Here is a 13,083-nt window from a genome sequence, read left to right on the forward strand (position 1 = left end):
ATTGACGTTTAAACACTATCATGTAAAAAGATCCTTCTACATAAGAAAGATGTAAGCAGGATCACCTACCTACATCTTTTTAAATATGTTAACTACCAGTGTTACTTTGTTTAGTCGATTCCACTGCTTGTAGTTTTTTTGTTTCTTCTTGTGTTTCATTCAATTCATTGTCTCCATTCACAAGATCGTTTGTTGCCTTTTTGAATTCTTTGAGAGTGTTACCAAATGCACGCCCAATCTCAGGTAATTTTGAAGGCCCGAAAATGACAAGTGCAATGATAAGAATTAAGACTAACCCTGGAACACCGATATTCTGAAGCATAATGATTCTCTCCCTTGTCTATAATTTATTTTTTATATGAAGGAAAGGGTACAGAACCCGCTGTCGTAAGTTTACTGCTTTCTTTCCTTCATTTAGCTTTATAGGCTACCTCCGCCTCAATCTCAATTAACCAATCTGAATTTACTAAACTATCGACACCTACCGTTGAACGTGCAGTCTTTACTGAATTTTCTTTTGTATTAAAGAACTTGGCATAAGCATTGAACCATCCTTGGTAATCCTGCTTATTCCCTTTGCTAGGGTCTGGAGTAAGATACACTCTTAAATATGTGATATCTGCCATAGAAAGTCCTTTTGCTTCAAGATCAGCTTTAAAGGTCTTTAATATTCCAATGGCTTGCGTTTCTGTATCTCCATATCGTTCATATGTCGTTTTTCCATCCCTATTTAATAATGGAGGGACTGTCCCACTATACGATAATCGATTATAATTGTGCGGCACAGCAACTGAACTAGAAATCGAAGATGTTGGAGATCCAAAGAAGGTTACTTTATTTGATTTCAGTGCTGAACTTTCACTTCCTGCAGAAGCAGAGAATCCAGCAATTAGGCTTGTCCCAAGTACAGTGGTTATTACCATAGATTTAATCGTTTTTTTCATCATTCCATCTCCTTCTACCTATGAATATTGAAGATCTGTTTAGCCTACTTTAGAAGTAACCTTACTTTCTTTGAGTACTTCTTCATGAATTCTGCTAACGGCAATTCTTGCTGACTCAAAAGCACCTGCCATCCATCCAGTTAAATAACTTAGATGTTCACCAGCAAGATGAATTCGCCCTTGTGGTTCATTTAGGATAGGATAGTAGTTCGTACGATCAGATGCAGAGTATGAAGCCCATCCGCCTTCACTATATTTGATTTTATGCCAAGCCAGTGAAAAAGAAGTTTCAAATTCTTGCGCATATTGAGGATGAATTTTCGCACCTTGAGATATCGCACGAGCTTGTCTCTGCGAGATTGGTAGATTCCCATAATCCACTGCATTTTGACCAAAATTATAATAGCCAACTAACACTCCTTTTTGAGATAAAAAGTCATTGGATGGGTACCAAATTTGTGAAATATCCATATTCGTTGTTGTAATTCCGCCAAGGATACGATCATCTTTTTCCCAGAATCTGTTTTTAAACTGAAGACCAATTTTTCCAGTCGTTGCATAATTTATATTTTTAATTGCATTTTTCATTTGTGGTGTAAAATCAGCTGAAATATTTTTTAATACAGGAAGGGGAATAGTACAAATACAATAGTCTCCTGTTATTTCACTTGTTTTACCATTCTTATTTGTTTTGTATACAATTCGAACTCCCTCCGCTGATTGTCTAATTTCTTGTACTTCAGCTCCGAAAGTGATTTTTCCCGACAACTTACTTTCAAGAGCTTTTGGAATTTGATCCATCCCTCCTACAGGTTGGAACACCATCGGTTGTTGATTGAAATCATAATCACCGCTGATGCTGTTCATCATTCCTGATTGCAGCAGCTCTGTAAGGGCTAATGGCGAATCGATTGTACCAGGCTTAAGACCAGCCCCCGGCAACTCTTTATATCCACGACGAGTTGAACCTTTATATGTATAATCTGAAGATAAATCTCCTTCACCTTTAAGATAGGCTGTTAACCGTTCAATATCCTCTTTCGAAAGAGGGCGATCTAGTAAGGTTTTATCTGAAACCTTCGCTAACAACTCTGAAATATAACCGCGAGTATCTGCTTTTACAGTGCCCTTTCGTATTTTCTGGCTAGATAGTGGCCCGGTGTTTTCTTGATAATAGTATGAGAATTCATTGGCATTACAGAATACTTCAAGTTCAACACCAAGCTCTCTGCAATAATCAATTGTTACATGATGCTGAGGTATACGCGCTGGACCGGCATTAAAGTATAGCCCTTTATCAAATTTCGCAATTTGTTTTACCCCATTTATTTCACTTTCTGCTGTACCTTTTCTTACTGTCCAGTTGCGACCACCAGTGCGCTCCCTTGCTTCAAGTATTTTACAATCATAACCTGCCTTTCCTAATTCATAAGCTGCAGTCATTCCAGCAATGCCCGCTCCCAAAATAATGATTTTTTTGCCATTTTTATTCGCCATTGCTAAATCGCTTTTCTTAGGACTAGTAAATTCCTTTGCACTTGCCATTAATGGCTTACCTAATAAACCAAGTGATTCCATTGCACCCCAAACCGCAACTGCTCCCCCAACTTTTCCGACTTGATCCAAAAAATCCCTTCTCGTCATACCTTTTTCTTGATTACTTGTCATCTTTCTTTACACCTCCTGTTAATAGATTTTAATTTAATGCATTTTTCGGAATATTTGTACATATTTGTAAGGGAATGTTACATATTTTTTGGAATTTTTACTAGTTTTTGTTAGAAAATAAGAAAGTTTAGTCGAAAACTGGTTCCAATCCTTGTGAGGTTAATAGAATTACAAAATAAGCTGTTTAATGGGTAGCGTCAGGGGTTCAGACAACATTTCGAATAAAATAGAGATGGAGACTGTTCGGTATATCTCCATCTCTATGAAAAAATCCCTCAAAAAAAAGCATCTGCGCTCATACTTCACAGATACTTTTTAATATGATCTTCATTCCTCTTCTATAAAATACTCATACGGTTCTTAGACTTTCGTTTGCGCTGTTCGGTCTTGCAATTGATGGACAGAAACTTCTCCCCAGCTCAAATCATTTACTCGGTATTTTTCTATCAATTCTTCATCCAATTCAATACCTAAACCTGTTACTCCTCGATCTGGTAAATGGAGGTAACCATCTTTATATTGAACTCTATTTTTTACTACATCCCCTATATATAACTCTGGACCTGTTGGATCAGATGTATAAGTTAAATTCGTAAGTGCTGCTCCTAAATGCGCCATTGCCGCTGTTCCAATTGATAGTTCCTGTGTGGTTCCTAGTATAACACCTTTTGCAGCAACTTCTGCCACTGCGGCTGCTCTTTTCGCTGCGGTTAAGCCACCAATAAACACTGGAGAGATATTAAAGATATCGACTGAATCATGCTTAATCATTTCGTATTGCTGTCTAGTACTCCACACATGTTCACTAATTGGATAATCTGTTCTCATTCGAATATGATTAAGGCCTTCATGATCATTTGCAAGGGCCGGACTTTCGATCATTTCCAATCCTAAATCATACTTGGTTAATCTTTTAACTGCTTGTAGAGTCGTTTTCCAATCATGTAAGTGACTAAAATCTAATGACTTTATTTTTACTTTCTGACCAAATTCACGTTGTACAGCATCTAAAAATGCCTCATCTGCATCTATATTTTTCCCAACATATAATCTAAACACATCAAAACCTTGATTTAAACGCTTTCGAACAACTTCAATATTCTCCTCTACTTCATCCATAAACCTCATTCTAAAAATTGGATAGCAGACCTTTATTTTTTCTCTTACTCTACCACCCAACATATCCGCAACTGAAATTCCTAAGTATTTTGCACAAAGGTCATAAAGTGCTGCGTCGATTCCATTACGAATGAAACTACCTTTTTCATAATAGTACATAGCTTCAGGAAAATTTCCGACGAGCTCTTTGTTTAGCTTCATAATATCAAATGGATTTTCACCAACGAGAACTGACTTGATTACATTCGTTAAATCCTCAACATCTGGTGCATAGCGCGGTAGATGAGAAAAATCAGACATTTCCCCGATCCCAGTTACTCCTTCATCTGAATAAATCTTTACGATAATATGTTTATTTATAAAACCTGTATGACGCGGAACACCAACTACCGTTAACTTAATATCTGTGATCTTCAATTACCATCATCCTTACACTTTTATTTTTGGCTATTTTCGCAAACTTTGTTGCTTTGAAAATAGTATTGGGTTGATTGATTGACACTCCAGGATGCTCGCTTTCCGTGGGGCGGGCAATGAGCCTCCTCAGCGCGAAGCGCCTGCGGGGTCTCATCTATCCCGCTACTCCCACAGGAGTCTCGCATATCCGCTCCAATCAACCTAATCAGTTTTGTTCAAAAACAACACTCTTTTAGAAAAGAGACTTATTTTTCATGCAAAATATGATTGTTATGTAGATTCTAGTAGAATATTTGTTGTAGCATTTTACGGAACTGGGGTGATTGTGACTGTTTTAATTGAAGTGAAAAATTCCTTTGCAGCCTCACCTTGTTCTCTTGAATGAGAGCTTGATGCTTTCATTCCTCCAAACGGTGCCTGCAATTCAACTCCTGCACTTTCACCGTTTACTTTGATTAATCCTGCATCTATTTCATTAATATACGTAAATGATTTAGCTAAATCTCTTGTAAATAAGGAGGCAGATAGACCAAACTTATTGTCATTTGCTTGTTTAAGTGCATCTTTTAAACTATTAACTTTAAATAAGCATAAAACAGGGCCGAAAATTTCCTCTTGGGCAATAGCACTTTTGTTATCTACATTCTCAAACACTGTAGGTTCTACATAGTATCCATCTTTGAACTCATTTCCTTTTGGAACTTTACCACCAGTAAGCAATGTTGCTCCTGATTTTTTCCCTTCTTCAATATAATTTAAGACATTCTCGAGCTGAGCCTTAGAAGCTACAGGTCCCATATAAGTCGATTCATCTAAACCAGGGCCAACTTTTATTGCTGCTACTCTCTCAAGTACCTTCGCTTTAAATTCTTCATATATTGATTCATGTACATATGCTTTACTAGTTGCTGTGCATTTTTGTCCGGTATGTTTCATTGCCCCATTCACTGTCAGCTCTGCTGCAAGGTTCAAATCTGCATCATCAAGTATTATTGCTGGGTTTTTCCCACCCATTTCTAACTGATATTTAGCCTCTCGCTCTATGCATCCCATGGCAACAGCTTTGCCGATCTCATTTGAACCAGTAAAACTGATTGCATTTACATCTGGATTATTAATTAAATTTCCACCTACAACAGAACCTTTACCTGTTACAATATTGACAACACCAGTTGGGAACTCAGCTTCTGCAAATGCCTCAATAATTTTAATCGCTGTGATAGACGTTTCAGACGCTGGCTTCAATATGACTGTATTCCCATACACTAGTGCTGGCGCAATTTTCCAAACTGGTATCGCAATTGGGAAATTCCACGGAGAAATAATTCCAACGACGCCTACTGGTACTCTTGTTGTAAATAATAGGTTTTGACTCTCACCAGATGGAATATTATCTCCAATTTTGCGATATCCTTCTTGTGCATAATATCTTAATATTTGAACCGCCCTAGCAACCTCACCTTTTGTTTCTGCTAAGGTCTTACCCATTTCCATCGTCGCTGTATAAGCAATGTCTTCCAATTTACCAGCTAAAATATCAGCTGTTTTATGTAGAAAGTTGCCTCTCTCCAGAGCTGAGAGATTTCTCCAAGATGATAAAGCATGTTTTGCTGATTGAACAGCACGGTCTACTTCCATAGAGGTAGCACTAGGGAATAATCCTACAATTTCAGAAGTATTTGCAGGATTTTTGCTTTCCAGCGTTTCGTCATTACTAGATTGACACCAATTTCCATTAATGAAATTCGCATATAATTTACTCATTTTCTATCATTTCCCCTTCTAATTGGATCTTTACTTGACTGAATGTGGAGTAAATCCCCAGGAATGAATAAGATTTCGTAATTCTTGACGATCATTTTCCTTTAGCTCTGCAACTGGTTGTCTTGTAATACCAGCGTTTAATCCAATATGCTCCATAGCTTCCTTTATAACGACAACATTATTTCCGTTATTATATTTAGCTCGCAAATTTTCAAAAGGTACAACCTCTCTCCATACTTTCCATATTTTATCTTCATTTTTGGACTGCAGTGCTTCAAGCATTTCAAATGATTTTTCAGGATATAAGTTTACTAGTCCTGAAGTAAACCCAATTGCCCCTGCGTGATAGAAAAATGGCGCCCATTTCTCTGCCGTCCCACATATCCAGGCAATATTAAATTCTTTAGGTACTGATTGAACTGTGTTTGCAAATCTAGGAAGGTCATTAATAGCATATTTAACAGCTACAAGTTTTTCTAAGGGGGCTAGTTTGAAAAGGATATCATCACTTAAATTAGGATCTTTGAAATAAATGACGGAAGGTAAATCAACTGCTTCAATAATCGTTTCAAAGTAATCGAAAGCACCTTCATCTGTAATATAAGGGTGAATAGGCATATGAATCATGATACTATCAGCGCCTACTTTTTTGGCGTAATTACCCATTTCAATGGCTGTATCAACTGAGTAGCCGATGCCTGCTACAACTATTGCACGACCATTCACATATTCTACAACTCTTTTAATCTCTTCTTTTGCTTCCTCAATTGTTAAGGAATAGAATTCACTTGTGTTCCCACAAGGTACTATGACTTTTACACCTTTATTTATGAGAAACTCAACATTCTCTTGCACGCCACGCCAATCTACTTCTTTCGTATCTTTTTTAAAAGGTGTAATTGTAATTCCCGATATAGTTTCGAATTTTTTCCTAAATTCAGCGTAATACATCATTTCCTCCTTTATGCTAAGTACAAAGATCTCTATGGATCTAAGACTTTTATAGCTTATATTCTTCAATAAGAGAACAGACTCGATTAGTTAGCGCTTTCAAAAGTAACTAAAATGGAACACCAGTGAAATAAAGTACTTGTTCAGAAGGGGCATCCTCTATAGAAGCAATATCGCTGCTTTTTCCCATACAGAACAAGTACTTTAAGAATGATCTACTTTTCTTGCGATACTTTTAAAACATCTTGGGCCGTTCTTAAAATATGTTGTTTCATTACCTTTTCAGAAAGCTCTGGATCTTTTGAAACAATTGCTTCATATATTTCTTTATGTTCGGAGAAACCCGCTCGTAATTCGCTTTCTTCCTTTAAAGCTCTTTTCCGAAAGGCTTTGTCAAAACTCGAAATATTATCAGTAATTTGCAGCATCATCGGATTACCAGCTATCTCATTAATCAAACGGTGAAACTTTGTGTTTTCCTCTACCAATTGATCAATTTCATTATTATTTAACAGAAGTTCCATTTTTTCAATCTGCTGCTTCAAGGCTAATTCGTTTTTTTTCGTTAATTTCATCGCAGCAAGTTTTGCACATACTCCTTCAACTGCAGCCCTTAGCATTTGCACCTCCTGAATACTAGTCTCCGCCAAATCGGAAACATATGTACCTTTTCTTGGGACTGTTACAACTAACCCTTCATAACCAAGCATTCGAAATGCTTCTTTTATAGGGGTAGTACTCACTCCCATTATTTCTGAGAGCTCCCGTTCTTTTAAATGTTCTCCAGGCTGAAATCGACCAGTTACTATTGCTTCTCGAAGGGATTCAATGACGATATCTCTTAGTGATTTTACTTGTTCGGTTTTCATTGAAAATAAGTCCCTGCTTATTGATTGTTCACTCATAAAACTCCCCCATTTTGTGTTTCTTGTAGTTCTGATATCTGATATATCACATTTTAGCATAAGCGTTTTTTTATGTAAATAACGAATTATCAGATAACGGTTTAGGGTTAGATGCAATTGGTAATTACCGTTTAGTAATCTAAAACATATGATTATCTATTTAAGCATCAGCATCTCATTATATGCCATTAGCAAAGGAGCTACTCCATGCCCATTGTTTTCTACGACTTTTTCACGATAAACATAATACTCATAACTACCATCACGAACGATCCCTGTATCTGGATTTGTTCCCAAACCTGCACTTCTGCATATACCACCGAGCAAAACTTCACCATTTTCCTCACGAATATACCTTTTTACTGTACCTTCAAATGCGGCTACACCTTTATCTTTATACTTTTTGGGCAAATAACCAAGACGCACTCCTTTTAAGATGGCATAAGACAGCATTGATGTTCCGCTTGTTTCCAGGTAGTTTCCTTCTTCACCAATGTGATCAACAACTTGATACCACATACCATTGTCATGCTGATATTTCAGCATCCCATCTACTGTTTCTTCTAAAAGGCTTTTTAATTCCTCGCTAATTCCTTCCTCACCTTCTAAAATTTCAAGTATGTCAACTAAGGCCATCACATACCAACCAACAGCACGTCCCCATACATGTGGTGAACGACCCGTTTTCTTATCACACCAAAACATCTCGCGACTTTCATCATATGCATGGGCATAAAGTTGAGTTTTCTCATCAAATAGAAACTTACGTACATTTCTAAATTGCTGTAGTATATCAGAGTAATCCTTTTTCTCTTTGAACTCCTTTATATATTGAACATAAAATGGTTGCCCCATATAAAGACCATCCAACCAAACTTGATTTTCATAATTTGTTTTATGCCAAAAACTTCCACTATCTGTCCTTGGGTAGCTTTCTAATTGGTTATAAATTAAATCTAGTATTCTTTTATATTTTAGATCTCCTTCCTTCTTGAAAAGCGTAAATAATATGGATGTCATTCGAATTTGGTCAATATTGTAATACTGGATCTTAATCGCATCAATATCTCCATACTCATTAAAGAGATTGTCAACAAAGTTCTTTACAAAAAGATAATCATCCTCATTACCTGTGTATTGATAGCTATCTAAGTATGACTTTAGGATACAACCTTCAATGTAGTGCCATCTTGACGAATACCATTTACCACACCCATTCATATATTGCGTTTTCAACTTTCCTACTAATTCATAATCCATTGTACATTCCCTCCTAGCTTTCTTTTAAAATGTTAAAAAAACCATTTTTCACCAAAAATGAAAATGGAATCAATATTTCCTTATATTTAAAAGTATGTTGAAAGCGTTGTCAACAAGAAGCATTTCAACTGAACAATTTTATATCCTGCTAGACTAACCTTGTGTGTAAATAAATATATTAGGATACTCTTCACTAAAAGACTTCTAATTAATGTTAGTTATCAGATAAATTTAAAAAATATTAAAAATTCAAAAAACTGTTTACTTATAAATGGTCGTCGTTTAATATAAAAAGTGTTGATATATCAAATATCAAATATCACGACAATGGGGGTTTAATAAAAATGAATAAATCAGGAAAGGTTTTTTCTATCATTTTTTCACTTTCTTTAGGTATTGGTTCACTTACAGCATGCAGTAATGAAAGCGCTTCAAACGAAAGTTCTAAAGAACCATCTGAATTTTCAGCCATGGTTAAACTACATACTCCAGAGGTTCCTGATAAAAAGGTGTTAGACATCCTTGCAAAAGAAACGAATATGGAATTAGATATTCAATTTGTGCCTGCTACTACTTATCCAGAAAAAGTGAATACCTTATTTGCCACAGGATCATTTCCTGACTCCGTTGTTTTAGACTTAGAAATGTTAACACAATACAAAGAGGCAATTCGTGATGGACAATTTTGGGAAATAGGTCCTTATTTAGATGAGTTTGAAAATTTAAGTAAAATGAAGGAAGAAGTCGTTGAAAACACGAAGGTTGATGGGAAAATTTATATGATCTATGAAGGAAAGCCAGCATCTCGTCAAGGTATGATTTATCGAAAAGATTGGGCGGAAAAACTTGGACTTTCTGCTCCAACAAATACAGATGAGTTTTATGAAATGGTAAGAGCATTTACTGAGGACGATCCCGACGGAAATGGAAAAGATGATACCATTGGCTTAACAGACCGAAATGAATTAATATTCGGAGCATTCAAAACAGTTGCATCTTGGTTCCATACGCCTAACAACTTTGGCGTGAAGAACGATAAAATCGAACCAGAATTTATGTTCCCTGAATATATGGAGACATTGGACTTTTTTAGAGACCTACATGAAAAAGGCTATATAAACAAAGATTTCCCAGTAACAAGTAAAACCGATCAGCAAGCGATGTTAAAAAATGGGACAGCAGGCGTTTATGTTGGGTCTATGGGAGATGTTCAATCTCTATACACCGATGCAGCTGCCATTAACCCTGATGTTGAGTTAGATGTACACAATAAAGTTGCAGGTCCAGATGATAAATTTACAGTCTGGTCTTTACCGGGATATGGAAATGCTATATTATTCCCTAAATCATCTGTTGAATCAGAAGAAGAGTTAAAGAAAATCCTAGCTTTCTATGATTACCTTATGACTCCTGAAGGTGCAAATTTAATTTATTGGGGTATCGAAGGTGAACATTATACAATAAAGGATGGGATGGCAGAAATAAAAGATCAAAATTTATTTGATCGAGAAGTACTACCAATACAAACATTAGAGATCACCGAGGAAGAAACCAATGGTAGATTAAAAGGTTATTTCACTTATGAACCACAAAATAAAGCAGAAGAGTTATTTACCGATAACGAACAATATTTAATTAAAGACCCGACAATTGGGCTTGATTCACCTACCTTCTTAGAAAAAAGTGTTTCTTTACAAAAAATCATTGATGACGCCACATACAAATATATTATTGGAGACCTAGATAAAAAAGGATTCGAAGCAGCAGTAGAAGAGTGGAAAAAACAAGGTGGAGATAAAATAATCGAAGAATTCAGTTCGTCTTATAAAGAGATGAAGAAATAACTTTTTGATATCGAGCCTGTAGGGGATTTTCTGCAGGCTATTTTTCCTTGTTGTGCATTCGCACCATTTTCTGGAAAAGGTTCATAATATTTATAAACTTTGTACCCGAATTAAATTTATTGTATCAGTAGTGTGTATTTAAGAATCCCTTAATTTCATTGTTAATTTCGATTAAATGCTCTTCTGAAGGAAAATGTCCCATATCAATTGTTTTAACATCTATTAAATTTGATATGATTTCTCTTGCTACTTTGTTTAACCGATTGGCTGGAAAAAAGATGTCTTTTTCTCCTGTATTAATCAATGTTGGAGAGTTATACTGCATTAATTCCATCCTTTTTTGTTAATTTAGGCATTTCTTGTTCAAGTTTAATAAATTCAGTGTGAAACTAATGTTCCATATATCTTTGACCTAGGAATGCCTGACCTTATACTGATCTCATATCCTGTTATAGGAAAGTCCCTTAAAACTTCTTTATATACTTGGAATTCATATTGCGAAAATCCTAATTTTTAAAGCTCTTTATAAACTTTTCCATAAAACTCCTTTTAAAAGCAAATCTATTATTATAATTCCGTCATTTTCTATTCATTTTGAAAAATGTTGTATTTCTACATTTAACCTTGTTCATCAAAATTTAATAAAATATTGATCCTTACGATAAGACACTGCCTCCATGGTTGCTATCAGATTTTGCTCATGTAAGACGTCAATTCGATAGAATCCTGTACGATAGTTTCGTTTTACTTCTGTCGCACAGGCAACTATCTTGTCTCCAGGTTGGGCTGATTCAATAAACTGGATTGTTGTTGATAGTCCTAAAGAAGTTTTTCCATATGCATTACAGGCTACTGAAAAAGCATGATCTGCTAAAGCATAAATAACTGCCCCATGAACAGTTCCATATGCATTTACCATATGGCTTTGCACTTCTAGTATTGTTTCTGCAAAACCTGAGTCAAATTTTGTTAACTTAATTCCTAACGACTGAGCATAGGATCGTTTTTTACTTGATTGTAAATTTATTCGTAGTGTTTTTCGAAAATTTGATTTTCATCAATTTTCTTCTTCACAAATACTGCCCCCTTTTTAGTTTATTTCAATTACCATTCATAGCAGTATAGTAATTGGACATATTCTTGTCATTACTACAGTGTTTAAAAAAGCAATTGCACCAATAACATATAAACAATTGTCCCCCCAGCTATAGAGAGAAGCATCTGTTTCTTCCAAAAATGAAGCAGTGCAACTACTGCTACTCCAATTATTTCAGGGATACCATGACTTCCAGATAACAAACTCACATCTTTAAAACAATAAACAACTAGAAGTCCTATTACCGCAGAAGGCAATACTTCACCGAGATACTGTACATACTTCGGTGTGGGCTTACCCGATGGGAAAATAATGAAGGGAAGAAATCTTGTAAGCATTGTCCCCAACACAACCATGGCGATTGTGATCACTTGCTGAGTTATACTCATCGTCATACGCTAACCTCAACTTTCTCCAATGGTTTTCTAAGAATGGTAAGTATCCCTAGAATCGCTAGCATCGCAGGGATAATGAAATTGATTCCTCCAAAAACAATAAGACTAAATGTTGAAAGTCCTAGCCCTACAAGAGCACTATGGTGCCTTTTCTCTTTCAACCACTGTTCAATGAAAATCACAACAAAAAGAGCGGTCATAACAAATTCAAGACCTTCTGTATTGAACCTGACAAGTGAGCCAAAAATACCCCCAATTGCTGATCCTACTACCCAATAGGAATGATTGAGCAATGTCACAAAGAACATAAACCACCCCTTGTCTACATTCTTTGGAATATCAACAGTACAATTGATTGAAAACGACTCATCACATAGACCAAATATTAGATACCATTTTTTCTTTCCAGTTTTTCTATACTTATCGAGCATAGAAATACCATAAAACAAATGACGTGCATTCACCATTAAAGTTAGAAGTAGTGCGTTAATCGGATTGAAAGCAACAAGCAATAAATTGGCTGCCACAAACTCCATTGATCCTGCAAATATTAATAGACTCATCAGAATTGGGTAAATTGCACCAAAACCTAATGAATTCATAAAGATTCCATAAGCAATTCCTAAAAATACAAATCCCGCCAATATTGGCACTGTATATGGAAAGGCCGAACGAAATGCTATCCATATTTGATTTTCGTTTTTCATATGATTCACATCC

The 13,083-nt window shown here is 35.8% G+C and carries 13 protein-coding genes and 1 pseudogene; 1 reads left to right on the forward strand and 13 read right to left on the reverse strand.

Going from position 1 to position 13,083, the window contains the following annotated elements; genetic code table 11:
• Positions 1-88: 88 nt before the first annotated feature.
• The 8 genes from I7822_RS25500 to I7822_RS25535 form a co-directional block, all read right to left on the reverse strand.
• Positions 89-322, reverse strand: a complete 234-nt coding sequence (locus I7822_RS25500) for a twin-arginine translocase TatA/TatE family subunit (protein ID WP_207981881.1) — start codon at positions 320-322, stop codon at positions 89-91.
• A gap of 88 nt (positions 323-410) precedes the next feature.
• Positions 411-947: a RidA family protein gene (locus I7822_RS25505; RefSeq protein WP_207981882.1), complete on the reverse strand. Its 537-nt coding sequence runs from the start codon at positions 945-947 to the stop codon at positions 411-413.
• Between the two features lie 36 nt (positions 948-983).
• Positions 984-2,612: a flavin monoamine oxidase family protein gene (locus I7822_RS25510; RefSeq protein WP_207981883.1), complete on the reverse strand. Its 1,629-nt coding sequence runs from the start codon at positions 2,610-2,612 to the stop codon at positions 984-986.
• Positions 2,613-2,972: 360 nt separating this feature from the next.
• Positions 2,973-4,148, reverse strand: a complete 1,176-nt coding sequence (locus tag I7822_RS25515; RefSeq protein ID WP_207981884.1) for a mandelate racemase/muconate lactonizing enzyme family protein — start codon at positions 4,146-4,148, stop codon at positions 2,973-2,975.
• Between the two features lie 306 nt (positions 4,149-4,454).
• Positions 4,455-5,912, reverse strand: coding sequence for an alpha-ketoglutaric semialdehyde dehydrogenase GucD (gene gucD / locus I7822_RS25520; protein ID WP_207981885.1), 1,458 nt, complete (start codon positions 5,910-5,912; stop codon positions 4,455-4,457).
• Positions 5,913-5,942: 30 nt separating this feature from the next.
• Complete coding sequence (locus I7822_RS25525; protein ID WP_207981886.1) at positions 5,943-6,863, reverse strand: dihydrodipicolinate synthase family protein; 921 nt, start codon at positions 6,861-6,863, stop codon at positions 5,943-5,945.
• Between the two features lie 215 nt (positions 6,864-7,078).
• On the reverse strand, positions 7,079-7,768 hold the full coding sequence (locus I7822_RS25530; protein WP_207981887.1) for a GntR family transcriptional regulator: 690 nt from the start codon (positions 7,766-7,768) through the stop codon (positions 7,079-7,081).
• Positions 7,769-7,924: 156 nt separating this feature from the next.
• Complete coding sequence (locus I7822_RS25535) at positions 7,925-9,028, reverse strand: glycoside hydrolase family 88/105 protein (protein WP_207981888.1); 1,104 nt, start codon at positions 9,026-9,028, stop codon at positions 7,925-7,927.
• 344 nt (positions 9,029-9,372) lie between these two features.
• Here I7822_RS25535 and I7822_RS25540 point away from each other — a divergent pair, with 344 nt between their 5' ends.
• Positions 9,373-10,872: an extracellular solute-binding protein gene (locus I7822_RS25540; protein ID WP_207981889.1), complete on the forward strand. Its 1,500-nt coding sequence runs from the start codon at positions 9,373-9,375 to the stop codon at positions 10,870-10,872.
• Positions 10,873-10,996: 124 nt separating this feature from the next.
• Here I7822_RS25540 and I7822_RS25545 read toward each other — a convergent pair whose 3' ends face one another.
• From I7822_RS25545 to azlC, 5 genes and pseudogenes are all read right to left on the reverse strand, one after another.
• Positions 10,997-11,197 carry an alpha/beta fold hydrolase gene (locus I7822_RS25545; RefSeq protein WP_207981890.1) on the reverse strand — a complete coding sequence of 67 codons (201 nt, stop codon included), beginning with the start codon at positions 11,195-11,197 and terminating at the stop codon, positions 10,997-10,999.
• Between the two features lie 74 nt (positions 11,198-11,271).
• Positions 11,272-11,406, reverse strand: a pseudogene (locus I7822_RS25550) (helix-turn-helix domain-containing protein); the annotation flags it as partial.
• 97 nt (positions 11,407-11,503) lie between these two features.
• A complete protein-coding gene (locus I7822_RS25555) occupies positions 11,504-11,899 on the reverse strand; it encodes a PaaI family thioesterase (protein WP_307847888.1) in 396 nt (131 codons plus the stop codon).
• Between the two features lie 131 nt (positions 11,900-12,030).
• The gene (locus tag I7822_RS25560) at positions 12,031-12,363 is read right to left on the reverse strand and encodes a branched-chain amino acid transporter permease (RefSeq protein WP_207981891.1); all 333 of its coding nucleotides are present in this window, start codon (positions 12,361-12,363) and stop codon (positions 12,031-12,033) included.
• Positions 12,360-13,070, reverse strand: a complete 711-nt coding sequence (gene azlC / locus I7822_RS25565; protein ID WP_207981892.1) for an azaleucine resistance protein AzlC — start codon at positions 13,068-13,070, stop codon at positions 12,360-12,362. Before azlC ends, I7822_RS25560 begins: the two co-directional genes overlap by 4 nt.
• Positions 13,071-13,083 lie beyond the last annotated feature (13 nt).

Origin of the sequence: Metabacillus bambusae (genome assembly GCF_017497975.1) — a bacterium.
GTDB lineage: Bacteria > Bacillota > Bacilli > Bacillales > Bacillaceae > Metabacillus > Metabacillus bambusae.

Bases quoted from the DNA above. Each gene is read 5' to 3' on its own strand.
- I7822_RS25530 (WP_207981887.1), bottom strand. From the start codon at position 7,768: ATGAGTGAACAATCAATAAGCAGGGACTTATTTTCAATGAAAACCGAA.
- I7822_RS25535 (WP_207981888.1), bottom strand. From the start codon at position 9,028: ATGGATTATGAATTAGTAGGAAAGTTGAAAACGCAATATATGAATGGG.
- I7822_RS25505 (WP_207981882.1), bottom strand. From the start codon at position 947: ATGATGAAAAAAACGATTAAATCTATGGTAATAACCACTGTACTTGGG.
- I7822_RS25500 (WP_207981881.1), bottom strand. From the start codon at position 322: ATGCTTCAGAATATCGGTGTTCCAGGGTTAGTCTTAATTCTTATCATT.
- gucD (WP_207981885.1), bottom strand. From the start codon at position 5,912: ATGAGTAAATTATATGCGAATTTCATTAATGGAAATTGGTGTCAATCT.
- I7822_RS25525 (WP_207981886.1), bottom strand. From the start codon at position 6,863: ATGTATTACGCTGAATTTAGGAAAAAATTCGAAACTATATCGGGAATT.
- I7822_RS25545 (WP_207981890.1), bottom strand. From the start codon at position 11,197: ATGCAGTATAACTCTCCAACATTGATTAATACAGGAGAAAAAGACATC.
- I7822_RS25540 (WP_207981889.1), top strand. From the start codon at position 9,373: ATGAATAAATCAGGAAAGGTTTTTTCTATCATTTTTTCACTTTCTTTA.
- I7822_RS25510 (WP_207981883.1), bottom strand. From the start codon at position 2,612: ATGACAAGTAATCAAGAAAAAGGTATGACGAGAAGGGATTTTTTGGAT.
- I7822_RS25560 (WP_207981891.1), bottom strand. From the start codon at position 12,363: ATGACGATGAGTATAACTCAGCAAGTGATCACAATCGCCATGGTTGTG.
- azlC (WP_207981892.1), bottom strand. From the start codon at position 13,070: ATGAAAAACGAAAATCAAATATGGATAGCATTTCGTTCGGCCTTTCCA.